15 protein-coding genes and 1 pseudogene are annotated in these 16,155 nt (G+C 33.8%); 6 read left to right on the plus strand and 10 right to left on the minus strand.

The features are described from left to right. Positions 1 to 116: 116 nt before the first annotated feature. The 8 genes and pseudogenes from EG339_RS23680 to EG339_RS23715 all read right to left on the minus strand — a co-directional run bounded on the left by EG339_RS23680 (position 117) and on the right by EG339_RS23715 (position 7,915). Positions 117 to 1,345: pseudogene (locus EG339_RS23680) on the minus strand (primase-helicase family protein). Then, on the minus strand, positions 1,342 to 1,719 hold the full coding sequence (locus EG339_RS23685; protein ID WP_123872518.1) for a helix-turn-helix domain-containing protein: 378 nt from the start codon (positions 1,717 to 1,719) through the stop codon (positions 1,342 to 1,344). Before EG339_RS23685 ends, EG339_RS23680 begins: the two are co-directional and overlap by 4 nt. A 125-nt stretch (positions 1,720 to 1,844) precedes the next feature. Continuing rightward, entirely contained in the window at positions 1,845 to 2,618 is a 774-nt protein-coding gene (locus tag EG339_RS23690; protein WP_123872519.1) for a hypothetical protein, read from the minus strand. Positions 2,619 to 2,620: 2 nt separating this feature from the next. Continuing rightward, complete coding sequence (locus tag EG339_RS23695; protein WP_123872520.1) at positions 2,621 to 3,868, minus strand: site-specific integrase; 1,248 nt, start codon at positions 3,866 to 3,868, stop codon at positions 2,621 to 2,623. After that, positions 3,865 to 4,434 carry a helix-turn-helix domain-containing protein gene (locus EG339_RS23700; RefSeq protein WP_123872521.1) on the minus strand — a complete coding sequence of 190 codons (570 nt, stop codon included), beginning with the start codon at positions 4,432 to 4,434 and terminating at the stop codon, positions 3,865 to 3,867. Before EG339_RS23700 ends, EG339_RS23695 begins: the two co-directional genes overlap by 4 nt. 238 nt (positions 4,435 to 4,672) lie before the next feature. Next, positions 4,673 to 6,568, minus strand: a complete 1,896-nt coding sequence (gene dnaK / locus EG339_RS23705; RefSeq protein WP_123872522.1) for a molecular chaperone DnaK — start codon at positions 6,566 to 6,568, stop codon at positions 4,673 to 4,675. Positions 6,569 to 6,763: 195 nt separating this feature from the next. After that, the gene (locus EG339_RS23710; protein WP_123872523.1) at positions 6,764 to 7,408 is read right to left on the minus strand and encodes a porin family protein; all 645 of its coding nucleotides are present in this window, start codon (positions 7,406 to 7,408) and stop codon (positions 6,764 to 6,766) included. A gap of 39 nt (positions 7,409 to 7,447) precedes the next feature. After that, complete coding sequence (locus EG339_RS23715; RefSeq protein ID WP_123872524.1) at positions 7,448 to 7,915, minus strand: hypothetical protein; 468 nt, start codon at positions 7,913 to 7,915, stop codon at positions 7,448 to 7,450. Positions 7,916 to 8,205: 290 nt separating this feature from the next. Between EG339_RS23715 and EG339_RS23720 the strand changes: the two genes are divergently transcribed. The 5 genes from EG339_RS23720 to EG339_RS23740 all read left to right on the plus strand — a co-directional run bounded on the left by EG339_RS23720 (position 8,206) and on the right by EG339_RS23740 (position 13,989). After that, positions 8,206 to 9,168 carry a hypothetical protein gene (locus EG339_RS23720; RefSeq protein ID WP_123872525.1) on the plus strand — a complete coding sequence of 321 codons (963 nt, stop codon included), beginning with the start codon at positions 8,206 to 8,208 and terminating at the stop codon, positions 9,166 to 9,168. A gap of 136 nt (positions 9,169 to 9,304) precedes the next feature. Next, positions 9,305 to 11,377, plus strand: a complete 2,073-nt coding sequence (gene ppk1, locus EG339_RS23725; protein ID WP_123872526.1) for a polyphosphate kinase 1 — start codon at positions 9,305 to 9,307, stop codon at positions 11,375 to 11,377. Further along, a complete protein-coding gene (locus EG339_RS23730; RefSeq protein WP_123872527.1) occupies positions 11,374 to 12,258 on the plus strand; it encodes a Ppx/GppA phosphatase family protein in 885 nt (294 codons plus the stop codon). The genes ppk1 and EG339_RS23730 overlap by 4 nt, the downstream gene beginning before the upstream one ends. A 258-nt stretch (positions 12,259 to 12,516) precedes the next feature. Beyond that, the gene (locus EG339_RS23735; protein ID WP_123872528.1) at positions 12,517 to 13,170 is read left to right on the plus strand and encodes an NAD-dependent epimerase/dehydratase family protein; all 654 of its coding nucleotides are present in this window, start codon (positions 12,517 to 12,519) and stop codon (positions 13,168 to 13,170) included. Between the two features lie 429 nt (positions 13,171 to 13,599). Next, positions 13,600 to 13,989 carry a DUF3060 domain-containing protein gene (locus tag EG339_RS23740; protein WP_123872529.1) on the plus strand — a complete coding sequence of 130 codons (390 nt, stop codon included), beginning with the start codon at positions 13,600 to 13,602 and terminating at the stop codon, positions 13,987 to 13,989. A 230-nt stretch (positions 13,990 to 14,219) separates the two neighbouring features. Here the strand turns inward: EG339_RS23740 and EG339_RS23745 are convergent, their stop codons facing one another. Next, positions 14,220 to 14,468 carry a NifU family protein gene (locus tag EG339_RS23745; protein WP_045500144.1) on the minus strand — a complete coding sequence of 83 codons (249 nt, stop codon included), beginning with the start codon at positions 14,466 to 14,468 and terminating at the stop codon, positions 14,220 to 14,222. Positions 14,469 to 14,518: 50 nt separating this feature from the next. Further along, positions 14,519 to 15,625: an Mrp/NBP35 family ATP-binding protein gene (locus EG339_RS23750; RefSeq protein ID WP_123872530.1), complete on the minus strand. Its 1,107-nt coding sequence runs from the start codon at positions 15,623 to 15,625 to the stop codon at positions 14,519 to 14,521. A 307-nt stretch (positions 15,626 to 15,932) separates the two neighbouring features. Between EG339_RS23750 and EG339_RS24605 the strand changes: the two genes are divergently transcribed. Beyond that, complete coding sequence (locus tag EG339_RS24605) at positions 15,933 to 16,115, plus strand: hypothetical protein (protein ID WP_228459674.1); 183 nt, start codon at positions 15,933 to 15,935, stop codon at positions 16,113 to 16,115. Positions 16,116 to 16,155: the final 40 nt, after the last annotated feature.

Consider the following 16,155-nt stretch of genomic DNA (forward strand, 5'->3'; position numbering starts at 1 on the left):
ACGATTCAACAAACTAGAGTTTCAGCAATCAACAGACATTCAACAAAAAGTTGGATCTTAAAGTTTGTTGAGGATTTTGTTGACTGTTAAGTATTTGATTTTATTTTCATTATCAGTTAATTCAACAGTTCAACATATTTACCAAGGATAAAATCCTTTTTTATGGTGAAAAACCGACCAACTGAATTGTTTTGGTAAAAGGTTCCAGCAAAATCAATATCGTATCTGATATAAGTCAAACCATTAGTTTGTGGAACTAATTTCCAAGTTTCTTTGAGTAGATTTCGAATATCATTTCTTGTCCAATATGTTGGTCTGAACATTCGATTCATCATATTCAGCAAATCCTGTGGAACAACATTAATTTGCTCATCATTATTACTTTCAAAAAACTCATACAGCAACTCAATTATCTTAGATTCCAGTTTATTATTATTTTTGAAAACTAACTTTTGAAGTGCTTTAGTTCTTATTTCATCGGCAGAAAACCACATTCTGGTTTTCTTCTCAGTTGAAAATGGTCGATCAATTAAAACCGAAGAAAATAGGGGATTTCTGAAATGAGATTGCTAAGAAACTCGGTATTTTCAGTTTTAATAGGATTGATTTTTAGAATCCAGAAACGGATTTCATTTTCATCAATCTGAATGAAATTTTCTTCGTTATTGGAACACAAAATAAACTTGGCGAAAAAGTCGATTTCTTCTCTGTCTTTTCCTTTTGCCTCTAATTTATCTTTATTGGTTGTCGACAAATACTTTAATCGTTCGGTAATTTCTTTTTTATCAAAGAAAACTTCATCTATCGCCACTACTAACATTGCTGCCCAATCGGAATTGAATTGACTTCCAAAAGAATCACCTTTAATGTAGGTCATGTTCAAACCGAAAATCTCTTTCAGCCATTTGATGAATGTAGATTTTCCGGTTGATCTTTCTTTAGAAACCAAACATAAAATTGGTAGAATTTGAGTTGGAAATTGTAAAAGAATTTTCAAATAATCCAAACCCATTTCCAGCTGTTCGCCGAAAATATGGTCGACAAACTTTAACGAGAAAGGAATCAAGTTTTTAAAATCTTCCTTTTCACAACAAGGAGCAAAAGGAATTTCATTATAAATATTATAAAAACCTTTAACGATTTGCTGATAATCTAAATGTTCGGGAATACAGCAAAACCCATCATATTTCGGAATATCACCAACAAAACTTTTTCCGTGGTCGTTGATAATTGTTTCCCGATTCCAACGAACCAAAACTGAAGTTGTATCACCAGAGATTAGAGGCTTTTCTATGTTTTTATAGTAAGTGGTTCCAACTCTCAAATAAGGGGATTTCTTACTCATCTTAATAGATTTTGATTAGAACCTATATTTGGCTTTTGCGAATTTTTCCTAAAGTTGGCTTCCGCTTCTGATTGAATTTCCTGTAGAGTTTTCTTTTTACCTTTCGAAATCCAGTCTAAAAGTTCATCTTCAAAAAAATAAAGTTTCTTCCCATTTTTATAACAGGGAATTTTTCGGGTTCTGACCAATGTGTAGACAGTTGGTTTTGCTTTGCCAATTAATTGGCAAGCTGCATCAATGTCAATCGGAACTCTCTTTTGAGAAATCATAGGAACTTCTTTTCTTTCTACAAGAAACTTAATCTCTGCGATTTCGCTAACTAAATGTGCGACTGCCCGTGGCAGGTTTTCAAATGAAATTTCGTTACTATCCATAACTAATTGTTTTTAATTGTTATGGTGCAAAGAAAAAAAGTGATTCCTCTGTGATAGCTGTAAACACGCAATCACAGAGGAATCACTTTACAAACACTATGTTTTGTAATTTTTTATAAGTTTTATTAGTATGTCAAATTTTCTTGAATTTTGATTGTGCCTTTTTTAGGCTCGTCCTTTAAATGTGATTTGATGGTATCAACATCAATGTCATCAAGCGAAACGAACACAGTTTTTAATAATTTCGAAACCTGTTCTTGTTTTATAGGCTTAAAATGATTCCAAATATTCCAGCCAAAATGATAGAGATCAAGATTTGAAAGTTCTTTGGTCACGACTGAAGTGTGAAGTGGAATTTCTTCTTGTTTTGAGTAGAGGCTTATTGATTTACAAATTTCATCAAGACTTTCGTCAGTTACATATAAAGCAAATTGATTGCGGGTATAATCAAGAGCTATTTGTAATTTTTGATTTTCAATCTGTTGCTTTTCTTGACGTTGAACTTTTCTTATAGACTCCAAATTTACCAATACAGAAGTTTGAGCTAAATTATTTTCCTGTGAATCTTCGTTGAAAAGAATTGATGAATTATCGTTGATTATTGTTTCTTGCTCCTCAATTTTTTCATCTAAATTATTAGCTGGAACTGATTTTATCATGTTGTTTTTTGAATTCTTCCGTTTCTGTATAAATTTTTTGATACCTATTAAAATTACATCCAGAAATAAAATGATAATACCATAAATCAAAACACTGAAAGCTGTAATTGACCAAAAAACAATATTCGCAGTATATTCATCTCCGCCTTTATGAAGAAAAGAAAGTCTTGCCAATGTCCCCGCAACTACACATACGAGCAGAACCGAAAGATAAATAACTATATATTCGAAATATTTCAAATTCATTTTTGTAAATTCTTTAGATGAATGGCTTGTGAAGCTTTATTTTTCTTTTCATCTACAACTTTTGCGTAAACTTGAGTAGTTTTTACGTTTGTATGACCAAGCATTTTACTCACTGTGTAAATATCTGTTCCACTTGAAAGTTGAAGAGTAGCAAAAGTATGTCTAAAATTATGAAAAGTTATTTTTTTGGTAATTCCTGCACTTTCAATCCACTTTTTAAGTGGTCGGGAAATCCAAGCTGGATTAGTCAAATTTTTAAAAATCAAATCAGTAGGAAGGCCTACTTCACCACAAAGCTGTAATGCTTGTTTAGAAATCGGCATATATTCTACACCTTTTGTTTTTTTCTGCGTGAAATTGATTTTTGCTTGCTCATTTTCAATACTTATTTCGTCCCATGTTAGTTTTTGAATATCAGAATGCCGTAGACCGGTTAAAGCTGAAAATAGTGCTGCACGTTTAAGAACATCAAGTTCGCAAGGTGTTTCAACCAAGGTATTAAGTTCTTCTAGAGTTAGATATTCTCGTCTTGACTCCTCGTGTGGAATCGATTTTACTTTAGCAGAAATATCAGAAGTAAAGTAACCATCAATAAAAGCTTCTTTTAACGCAGCTTTAAAAACAGAAAAATATGTTGAAGCGGTATTCTGAGAAATAGTATTCTCCTTATTATTTCCATTTTTTGCAGTCAAAAGATATGATTTAAATTTTTCACAGAATTTTGTATTTATCTGTGAAAAGGCAATTTTTTCACCTCCAAAATCTTTTAGAAATTTGATGGAGCGATACCAATTTATTTGTATAGATTCTGAACTGTTTTTATGCCTCTTAGTGACTAACAAATCAAAATATTTAACAAAATCCTGCTGAGATTTTTCTTTTTCTTCAGCCTTAATTGCGTCAAGTTCACTGTATAGTTCTATATTATCATATTCTCTTTGACGTAATTTGCGAAGAGAATCTGCGTAGATCATTGTTTCTCGGTCATTTTCACTTTTACAAATGATGATACCGTTATCATCTCTTTTAGGTTTAAATGAAACTGAATCTTGCGTAGTTCTTGCAGGCCTTTTTTTGTCAAAATCTACAGTTGTGACACTTCGGTTTAAATATTCCCGAACTCGTTGTGCTTTCTCTTTACCAGGCACAATAACAGGATAACTTTCCAAATAAATGAACCATTCTTTTCGGAACTCGGCTTTTCGCAATCTTACTGTAACTTTAGTTTTCAATAATTCTTTCATTTTCCGTCAAAAATTTTATCGATTAAATTTTTAGGCACATATACGAAACTTCCAACTTTTTTTGTCGGAATTTTGTTTCTTTTAATAAGGTTTGTTACGGTTCCTGGATCAGCATGGAATTTTGAACTAATTTCGGAAATTGTGTAGCAATTACCAACTTCAAAATTGGGTTTCTCAACTACTATTTCTTTTTTCTCTGGCATTTCAACGGCTGAAAACAAAGCTTCCAAATCTGATCGCTTCACACGAGTCAGTCTTGTTCCTAAGTTAGTTCCAGTAATTATTCCTCTTTTTATATACCTGTGAATGGTATCTTTAGATATTCCAAACATAACTGTAGCTTCAGCAACAGAAATAAATTCCCTTGTTTGTACCTCAGCAATCTTGTTTTTATATTTTTGTAAAAGAATTTCTTTTTCAAGTTTTTCTTTTTCAAGTTTCTTCTTTGCCTTTAATGCTTTATTGTTACAAGAAGTAGAACAAAAACGACTTGTAACTGTCTTTGCTTCAAAAGGTTTTGAGCAATGCTCACAGACCCTCGGTATTTTTAATTTACTAAATCCCATTCTGAAATAACATCCTGCACATTTTCTGTTTTTTGGCTTCTAAAATAAAATAAGACGCATAAGACGCACATACTATCCAAATAACGAGCGGTACAAATAAGAGACAAAAATACAATAAAAAATGACTAAAATCAATTATTCCCAAAAATTACAAAAACAAAAAAAATCGCTGTAAATATTATATTTACAGCGATTTGCTAATTTATTTCAATCGATTTTAATCGATGATAATTGCTACTTATTTGACTTCTTCAAAGTCTGCATCCTGTACATCATCACCTCCGGCGTTGTTTGCGCCAGCGTTTTGAGCACCTGCATCTGCACCCGGCTGTTGACCAGCTGCATATAATTCTTCAGAAGCGGCCATCCATGCTGCATCTAATGCTTCAGTTTTAGCTTTAACATCATCAGCATTTTTAGCTTCGAAAGCAGTTTTTAATTCTGCATGAGCTGCTTCAATTGCTGCTTTTTTGTCAGCAGAAAGTTTCTCACCGAATTCTTTTAATTGCTTTTCAGTCTGGAAGATCAATCCGTCAGCTTTGTTGAAGATTTCAACTTCTTCTTTTCTCTTAGCATCTGCTGCAGAGTTTTCCTGAGCTTCTTTCTTCATTCTTTCGATTTCTTCGTCAGAAAGACCTGAAGAAGCCTGAATTTTGATAGATTGTTCTTTACCAGTTCCTTTATCTTTAGCAGATACACTTAGGATACCGTTAGCATCAATATCGAAAGTTACTTCAATTTGAGGAACTCCTCTTGGTGCTGGTGGAATATCTGTAAGGTCGAATCTACCGATTTCCTTGTTATCGTTGAACATTGGTCTTTCACCCTGTCCTACTCTGATGCTTACAGCCGGCTGGTTGTCAGAAGCTGTAGAGAATACTTCAGATTTTTTAGTTGGGATTGTAGTATTCGCTTCAATTAATTTAGTGAATACAGACCCCATAGTTTCAATACCTAAAGAAAGTGGTGTAACGTCAAGAAGTAATACGTCTTTTACGTCTCCTGTTAATACACCTCCCTGGATAGCTGCACCAATAGCTACAACCTCATCCGGGTTAACTCCTTTAGATGGTTTTTTACCGAAGAATTTTTCTACTTCCTCCTGGATAATCGGGATTCTTGTAGAACCTCCAACCAAGATTACCTCATCGATATCAGAAGTTGATAAGCCAGCATCTTTTAATGCTTTAGCAACCGGTTCCATAGATCTTCTTACCAGATCCGCAGATAGTTGCTCGAATTTAGCTTTAGTTAAAGTCTTCACTAAGTGCTTAGGACCTGTAGCTGTAGCTGTGATATAAGGTAAGTTGATCTCAGTTTGTGGAGAAGAAGATAACTCGATTTTTGCTTTTTCAGCAGCTTCTTTCAATCTTTGAAGAGCAATTGCGTCAGCTTTTAAATCTACACCTTCTTCAGCTTTGAACTCATCAGCCATCCAGTTAATGATCACATCATCAAAGTCATCACCTCCTAAGTGGGTATCACCATTTGTAGATAACACTTCAAATACACCATCACCTAAATCAAGGATAGAAATATCAAAAGTACCACCTCCAAGGTCATAAACTGCGATTTTTTGGTCTTTGTGGTTCTTGTCAAGTCCGTAAGCTAACGCTGCAGCTGTAGGTTCGTTGATAATTCTTTCTACTTTAAGACCAGCAATTTCTCCAGCCTCTTTAGTAGCTTGTCTTTGTGCGTCGTTAAAGTATGCAGGAACAGTAATTACCGCTCTTGTTACTTCCTGGCCAAGGTAATCTTCAGCAGTTTTCTTCATTTTCTGAAGAGTCATTGCAGAAATTTCCTGTGGTGTATATTCTCTGTCGTCAATTTTTACTTTTACAGTATCGTTTGGACCTGCAACAACTTTATAAGGTACTCTTGAGATCTCAGCAGCATCTTCTTTGAAGTGTGTACCGATGAATCTTTTGATAGAGTAAACTGTTTTAGTTGGATTCGTTACAGCCTGTCTTTTTGCAGGATCTCCTACTTTTCTTTCTCCGTCTTCTGTAAATGCCACAATAGATGGAGTAGTTCTTTTTCCTTCTGCGTTAGGAATAACAACAGGGTCTTTACCCTCCATTACAGCAACACAAGAGTTGGTTGTTCCTAAGTCAATTCCAATTATTTTACTCATAATATTTTTATTTTTTTCTAATTTTTATATTTAATTTACACTCACTATTTCACAACATTTATACCATACCCTATTTTATGACAAAATGACACAATAAAAATAAAAACCCCGATAAAACTGGGGTTTCATATGATTCAATATGGAAATATTTTCACAACAAATATTGGCAGGCTGAATGCCATTCAAAATATAATACTAGAAAACATAACCTATAGATATTCCAAAATTAGAGTTATAAATCTTAGGTGCTTCCTGTATCAGGATTGAATTTTGCAGATAGACCTCAGTATTTTTATACACTCTTGTCATTCCAAGATAATAACCTACAGAAGCCAGATAATGTTTTGCAAAAATATATTGAATTTTTGCTTTCAAACCTGCATCAAATTGCTGTACGTTTTTAGGATTACTTGTAGTGGATCCGTTAATGACCTTATTATATTCTACTTTATTCTTTAATAAAACTCCAATTTCAGGACCTAATGCAATAGAAAACTCTTCTGTTGGATGGTAATCAAAAAGAACAGGAAGTCTAATGTAATCATATTTTACTTTTCCTGTAAGAGTAAATGTAGTATTATCTACAGTTGGAACAATAGTTTCAAACTTAGCTCCCATCTGAGAATAATACAGTTCGGCATCTATGGAGATTTTATCAGACAGGTAGTTCCATAAAAACCCTCCTATATGAAATCCGGCTTTAGAAGAAAATCCATCGGGTTTATCTGAACCAGAAAAACCACTGATGTTCAATCCGGCAGAAAGTCCATATTTAGATTTGATTTGGGCAGAGATTGAGGTTGATAGTGCCAGAAAGCCTATTAATATTGTTTTTTTCATAATTTAATTTTAAAATTGTTTGTTCATATTTATCAGAAGTTATTTATCAGTTTTAAAAATTAAGTAACTAAGGTTATCTCCTCCAATCCATCTATCTTCTATCAAATGTATATTCCCACCAATAATCTTTAAATTATACGTTCTAATTGCGTGGCTTCTGTCTGATAGCAGGGTTATTACATCCACTTTTATTTTTCCTTTTTTTAAATAAATTATACCTGTTTGTCCATCTTTATTACTTGTTCCAAAGTTGGTAGCTTCAATATAACCATCCTCTTTGAAGAGGATGGACATATCATAGTTCAATTCTATCTGTCTTATCTTTTTTAAGTCTTTATTAGCTTCATAAATAGTTGAACAGATAAATGTTCTATTAAACGGAAAAGCTATTAGCTCTGATTTATTAAAATATTTAATATTTTTTAATTTTTGTGCATTTATGGCACCATTCCCAAAAATCATAAATGAAAGTACCAATAGCATCTTAATTGTATTATTGCTTACCATGATGTAAAAGGATTTATTGTTTGATATTAGAAATATGGTTTTATTCCTGTCTCATACTCAAATATGAGCGTCTGTGATTTCAATCCCCTATTGATGCTAATAGGAGAAAAACTAAAAGTACTTTTTTTCCCATAATATTGATTTTTTTATATATTAACAAAAATCACTAAAACAAATAATGTATGAAAGGACAATGCGTCTGAATGGATAGCATTTAATAGACAAATTATCTAAAAGACGTATTTTTTTTGAGAATTTTAGATATATTTACCAATAAAACACAATTGACTATGAAGAATTATCAAAAAAATCTTTTTGACAAACTATTAAAAGAATCAGGAGGAAGAAAAGGCTTAGTTGATATTATGATTGATAAACTATCATTATCTAACGATACAGCCTACAGGAGAATCAGTGGAAAAAGCCACATTACCCTTAATGAGGGTATTGCTTTAGCTTCACATTTTGGTATTTCCTTAGATTCAATCCATGATTCCGATGTCAATAATGCTGTGGTTAGCAAAGTGCATGACATTTATAATATGGATGATTTGGAAAAATATTTTGAATCTTCTATTGAAAATTTACAAAAAATAAAAGAAACTCCCGATGTTGAGCTTATCTATGCTGCAAAAGATATCCCTCTTTTTTATTTTATGAAGTTTAAGAATTTGCAGAAGTTCAAAATATATACATGGCTGAAGTTGATGGACGTTGACTTTTTCTCAAAAAGGATAAGTTTTGAAGAGTTTGAAGTGCCTGAAAACATTAAACAAAAAGGGCTTTTACTCTCCCAAGTATACCATGATGTAAGCTCTACAGAAATATGGAGTAATGTTACTATTTATGCCATGCTTGAACAGCTTATCTATTTTCATCAGTTAGAAATGATCAGTACACAAAGTGTGATGAAAATTTGTGATGAAGTTCTGAAAGTTCTGAAACAGATAGAAAATGATGCCGTAAATGAGAAAAAAGATGGAAAACAAGTATATTTTAAACTGTATCAGAATGATCTCCTGATTATGAATAATACGGTTTTTATAAAGTTTCTAGATCAGAAAATGCTTTTTCTACCTTATAACATTCTGAGTTATTACTACACATTAGACGAAAGGGTTTGCAGAAACTATGAAAAAAGCCTTGAATTGATTCTTAAAAACTCGGAATTACTTTCTGCCAATAATAAAGCTCGATTTATTTTTTTCAACAAAATGTATAAAAAAATTGAAGAAATAAAAAAAATATTATAGTACTATAATCAAACAAGCTTGATCTGCATTGCAAAAAACACCGTTCTGAGATATTAAAATTAATCAAAGTTTAATCTAATAAATAGAGGCAGAAACTGGACGAATTATTATTTTTGATAAAATATACACATTTAGAATGTCATTACACTTTAATCCACGAGATATTACATGGTTAGCCTTTAATGAAAGGGTTTTACAGGAAGCCATGGATGAAAAAGTTCCTCTGCATTTAAGAATACGTTTTCTGGGAATCTTCTCCAACAATCTGGATGAGTTCTTCCGGGTACGTGTTGCCGGATTAAAGCGCGCCATGGATTTTAAGGAAAAGGTAATTGCCGAATCCTTTTATCAGCCACCTTCCAAAATTCTTCAGCGAATTAATGAAGTGGTGATGAGACAACAGCTGAATTTTGATAAGACCTGGAAAAAAATCCAGTCTGAAATGGCTGACCATAAAGTTTTTATCAAGAATGCCAAAAACCTGACAGCTCCCCAAAAAGATTTTGTCAGAAAATACTTTGACGAAGTAGTGGAATCTAATGTGATCCCTATTCTTCTTCACGAAAATACTCCAATGCCCTACCTGAGAGATAAAAGCCTTTATCTTGGAGTAGCCATGAGGAAAAAAGACTGGCAGTATTCAAGCAACTATGCCATCATTGAAATTCCGTCCCGGTTTGTAGGACGATTTGTATTGCTTCCAACTGAAGATCCGGAAGAAAAAAATGTAATGCTTCTGGAAGATGTAATTACCTTCAATTTACCACATATTTTCTCATATTTCGGATATGATGAGTTTGCGGCTAATGCATTTAAAGTAACTAAAGATGCAGAACTGGATCTGGATAATGACATCCGTACCAATTTTGCAGAAAAAATAGAAAAAGGACTTAAAAACCGTAGAAAAGGGAAGCCCACCCGGTTTGTTTTCGATAAAGATATGGACAAGGCTTTGCTGGAACTCCTTATCAGAAAACTGAACTTAACCAAGAAAGACAGTATTATCCCGGGAGGAAAGATCCATAACTTTAAACATTTCATGGACTTCCCTGATGTTTTTGAAAAATATGAAAGACCTGTAGAAAGAACTTCTTTTACCCATCAGGCTTTTGAACATGGAGAACGGGTGACAGATGTTATTATGAAGGAAGATGTACTGCTTACTTTTCCTTATCATAAATACAATCCGGTGATTGATCTTCTGCGTGAAGCAGCAATGGATCCGGATGTAAAATCTATACAGATTACTGCTTACAGGCTGGCCAGCAACTCAAAGATCATCAATGCACTGATCTATGCGGCCAGAAACGGTAAGGAAGTAACGGTAATGCTCGAACTTCAGGCAAGATTTGATGAAGAATCCAATCTGGAGTGGAAAGATATGCTGGAGCCGGAAGGGATCACTGTTCTGGTAGGCCTTCCGGGCAAAAAAGTTCATGCCAAGCTTTGCGTGATCAAAAAGAGAGCACATAACAAAACCATTCAGTACGGATTTGTAAGCACAGGAAATTTCAATGAGAAAACAGCAAGAATTTATGGTGATCATTTGCTTCTCACTTCTGACCGGGGTATTATGGCAGACATCAATAAAGTGTTCAATGTATTGAAAAAACCAAAAGATGATTACCTTCCGGTTTTGAAAACTTGTAAAAATTTATTAGTTTGCCCTCAATTTATGCGTGAAAAGATTGTTCACCATATTGATAAGGAAATTGAAGAAGCTAAAGCCGGGAGAAAAGCCGAGATCATTGTTAAAGTTAATTCATTAAGTGACAGATCATTAATTGAAAAACTGTATGATGCTGCCAAAGTGGGTGTAACCATCAGGCTTATTGTAAGAGGAATCTACTGTGCCGTTAATCAAAAAGAATTTAAAGAGAAAATTAAGGCTATCAGTATTGTAGACGAATATCTGGAACATGCCAGAGTAATGTATTTCTACAATAAAGGCTCAGAAGATATGTATATTTCTTCTGCCGACTGGATGACCAGAAACCTTGATTACAGAATTGAAGCTGCAGCCAAAATAACTGACAAAAACCTTAAAAAAGAATTAAAAGACATTCTTGATATCCAACTCAGAGATAATGTAAAAGCAAGGATCTTAGATAAAAAACTAAGCAATGAGTACATAAGGAATGATAAAAAAGAATGCAGATCACAAATAGAAACCTATAAGTATTTAAAGGCTAAAACAAGCGAAAAATGAAGATAGCAGCAATAGACATAGGAAGTAATGCAGCCAGACTTCTCATCAATGAAGTAAAGATAAACAATAAAAAGCCGGAATTCATCAAGCTCAATCTTCTCAGGATCCCATTGAGATTGGGTATGGATGTATTTACCGTTGGAAAAATAGGTCCTGAAAGAGAAAAAATGGTCATAGATTCTATGAAGATCTTTAGTGATCTGATGAAAATCTATAAAGTGGATCATTACAGAGCCTGTGCAACGAGTGCCATGCGTGATGCAGCCAATGGTAATGAAATCATCAGGCAGGTACAGGAAGCTTCCGGTATCAATATTGAAATTATTTCAGGAGACGAAGAAGCTACCTTAATTTACGAAAACCATGTTGCTGAAGGTCTTGACAAAGAATTTGCCTACTTGTATATTGATGTAGGCGGAGGTTCTACAGAGCTTACCTTCTACGAAAATGGTAAAATGGTGTATGAAAGATCTTTCAATATCGGAACAATCCGTCTTCTCAACAATCTTGTTACCTTGGATAACTGGAAAGAAATGAAGGAAGAGATCAAAAAGAATATTGTCAGTAAAAAGCCAATTGTGGCTATCGGATCGGGAGGAAACATCAACAAAGTGTTCTCTATGAGCAAAACCAAAGACGGGAAACCAATGTCTTTATCTCATCTGAAAAAGGCTCACAAAGAGTTCAGCGAGCTTTCTGTGGAAGAAAGAATGACAAAATACAGCCTTAGAGAAGACAGAGCCGATGTATTGGTTCATGCTTTAAGTATTTTCAATAATGTAATGGCCTGGTCGGATATCAATAAAATTTTTGTTCCGAAAATTTCTGTAGCAGATGGTTTGATCCAAAATATTTACAGCCAGTTACAACACAAGAAATAGTTTCAAGCACAATTATATTCAAAAACCGGACAAAATTTGTCCGGTTTTTCTTTTTCCACACAAAATCCATGGGACGATGGAATCTTAATTTATTTTAACAGGCCAGGCTAAGCCCATCCCTATTGATAATGATATCTGCATGCATAATAGTTGTTTAACAGCAACATCTTTTATCTTTTATCTTTTATCTTTTATCTTTTATCTTTTATAAAGTAATTTCTACCTCTCATCCGTCATGCAACTATCAATAGCAAAACAATGAATCCAATCAAAATAATCCTTACCGGAGCTACTGGGATGGTAGGTGAAGGCGTTTTAATGGAATGTCTTGAAAATCCTAATGTTTCCGAAATACTAAGTATCAGCAGAAAACCCTCAGGGAAAAAACATCCAAAACTTAAAGAATATCTTGTTCCGGACTTTTTATCCCTTGATATAAATGATGAAAACCTGAAAGGTTATGATGCCTGTTTCTTTTGTGCCGGAATAAGCAGTGTGGGCATGAATGAAGAAGATTATACCAAAATCACTCATGACACTACTTTACATTTTGCAAAAGCGGTTTTAAACCAAAATCCTGAAATAATATTCAGCTATGTGTCCGGTGCAGGTACAGACAGCACAGAAAGTGAAAAACTAATGTGGGCAAGGGTAAAAGGCAGAACTGAAAATACTTTGAAGAAGGTGAACTTCAAAGGCATTTACAATTTCAGACCTGGATTTATGAAACCTGTTAACGGTCAGATCAATGTAAAATGGTTCTTCAAACCTTTTATTTGGTTTTTTCCTACTTTTTTACCTTCAAAATCATTAACTTTACATGAAGTTGGAAAAGCTATGATCAATACCGTAAAAAAAGGGTATCCTTCTTCAACTTTAGAAATTCGTGATATTAAAAATTTAGCAATATGAGAGACATGTTAAAAAGAATTGTTCTGGTTATTTTTGTACTCTTGCTGCTGACTGCAGTTTCAGGATTTTTTTATATGCAAAAACATCCTATGGAAGGAGCTAAATCCAAAACAATATTAAATTTTTCCGGCAAGTCTTCAAAATAGCTGGATCTAAAAAATACATGCGTTAATCGTAATTTTATCTTTTATAAGAAACACACCTATTTTTTTTAATATTCTTCAAACTATTAATAGTTGCCAAAGTTCATTTTGAATTTTATTTAATTGAATTCAGAAATAATATACAACCTTTAAAAGAGCCTGTTTCTGCAACCTTTTTTGAGATAGATCTCGCGTGAGATTCAAAAAAGCAATCATTTAACTTTTGATTAACTATGAGAAAATTATTTTGTACTTATATTTATCCTCAACAAAAACCAAATTCAATATGAAAAGCATTAAAAAAGTAGGTATTATAGCTATTCTGCTACTGGGCACAGGAACTCTATTTTCTCAATCCAGAAAAACGGAATCTACAAAAGGAGTAGAACAAACAAATGGCAAAACAATACAGGTAGACGGTGTAGGACATAAACTTAATTATACTCTTAACGGTGGAAATGTAGAAGTTGCCGGAGGTGATAATACAGTAACCGTTAAAGGAAGTGCAAAAAAGATTTCAGTTTCCGGAACTGGCAACAAGGTATACATTGATAATGTGGATAATGTAGCTATAGAAGGTGGCAGCAATACAGTATATTACAGAGCTTCAGGAACAAAATCAGGAAAGCCTAATGCTTCGCTTACCGGAGTGGGAAATAAGGTGGTAAAACAATAAAAGATTCTTAACTATAATCAAACAATTAAGACTCAAGAGAATATTTTTTGAGTCTTTTTAAATGGTTTAAATTGGTTCTTTTTAAGTGAACATAACCACATGCCAAATTGTTAGCTTTTTTATAAATAAACTAATCGAGCTTTATCTTTAAAATATGTAATCCAAAGAAATGAAATAAAAAGACAGGCCTTATACAAAAAGCCTGTCTTTTTAATATCTCAGATATAGTCTTACTCTACGTTTACTACTTTCTCAATTTCCGGTGCATGTTGCTTGATTGTGTTTTCCACCCCTAATTTCAAGGTTGAAAAATTCAACGAGCATCCGGAACAGTTACCAAGAAGTTTTACAAAAACCTGATTATCCTTCACGTCAATAAGCTCAATGTCACCACCGTCTTTATTCAAAAACGGCCTGATGCTTTCCAGAGCTTCCATTACTCTTGTTACTGTATCTTCGTGCGTTATGTTTGTTTCCATATTTTTTTCAGTTCAATTCGGTTTTTTCAAATTTTGATTGAAAGTTATTATTATTTTGCTTTTGGCGAACAACCTGCCATAGTAGAGATCTTCACAGCCTCAGTTGGTGGAAGATTTTTGTTTCTTTCAACCAAGCTTTCTACCATTTTTCTTGCCGTTTCAGTATAAATTTCTGCAATTTTAGAATTTTCCTGAAGGGCAGCCGGTCTTCCTACGTCTCCCGCTTCTCTGATGCTTTGAATCAGTGGAATCTCTCCCAATACCGGAATTCCAAGATCTTCAGCCAGATATTGTGCTCCCTGGTTTCCAAAGATATAATATTTATTCTCAGGAAGTTCTTCCGGTGTAAAATACGCCATGTTTTCTATTAATCCAAGAACCGGAATATTGATGCTTTCCATCTGGAACATGGCAATCCCTTTTCTTACGTCTGCCAAAGCAACATGTTGAGGTGTACTTACAATCACAGCTCCTGTTACAGGTACTTCCTGGATGATGGATAAGTGAATGTCACCTGTTCCCGGAGGAAGGTCTATTAATAAGAAATCCAATTCTCCCCATGCAGCATCTCTGATCATTTGGTTTAATGCTTTTGAAGCCATTGGGCCTCTCCATACCACCGCCTGGTTAGCTCCTGAGAAATATCCGATAGAAAGCATTTTCACTCCATAATTTTCAATAGGTTTCATCATACTCTTTCCGTTCACTTCTACAGAAATTGGTTTTGCCCCCTCTGTATCGAACATAGTTGGAACTGATGGTCCGTAGATATCTGCATCCAGTAATCCTACTTTAAAACCCATTTTAGCTAAAGTTACTGCCATATTTGCAGAAACTGTAGATTTCCCTACTCCTCCTTTACCTGAAGCAATAGCAATAATATTTTGAATCCCGGGAATTTGTTTTCCTTTGATCTGACTTTGCTGAATTTCACTAGGTTCCGGAGAAACAATTTTAAGTTTTAAATGAATGTCTTCTCCAAACTCACTGGCAAAAGCCTGCTTCATAGCCGCTTCCAGCTTTTTCTTTTCATGCATTGCAGGTGAATGGGCGGTCATGTCAATATAAACGTCATTACCCATAATCTGAAGATTATTCACCAAGTCATCTACTTCTATTTCTTTAAGGAATTCCTGAACCTTTTCTTTAGTCAACATATAAATATAAATTGTTTACAAATTTACGTTTTTTTTCGGTAATTTAGAATCAATAAAATCTATAATATCAGGTGATAAATCAGATCGTTAAAAATTTTGTTTCTTCTCTTTTTCATCATAAGGTATCTCCCGCCAACAAAACAAAATCTATGGAAACAACGGCCTACCCATCTAAAAATGCATTATTAAAAGAAATATTCGTTGTAGGAAAACCGATTCAAGTGGTAAGATCTGGCCAAAGATCCTGAAGAAATAGCTTCAAAGGATATTGAAAATGCTAAAATATGTATTGAAAATTACTTTCTTTATGACGGAACCGGAAAATTTTAAAGCTTTGGATAGAGATAAACCCATCTCCCCAATATACTGCGTCTGGGAAATGGGCATTGTATACCATGAGTTACAGCTATCGAAAAAGTGCCTGGGAACTGCAAGGCGTGTAAGCCATAAGGTGGAATATCTTAATGACTTGTTTGAAGATGAGGTTTAGAAGTAAAGAAGCTGAAAGAGGGAGCTATTGAAGTCCGGCT

Source organism: Chryseobacterium bernardetii (genome assembly GCF_003815975.1).
Lineage (GTDB): Bacteria > Bacteroidota > Bacteroidia > Flavobacteriales > Weeksellaceae > Chryseobacterium > Chryseobacterium bernardetii.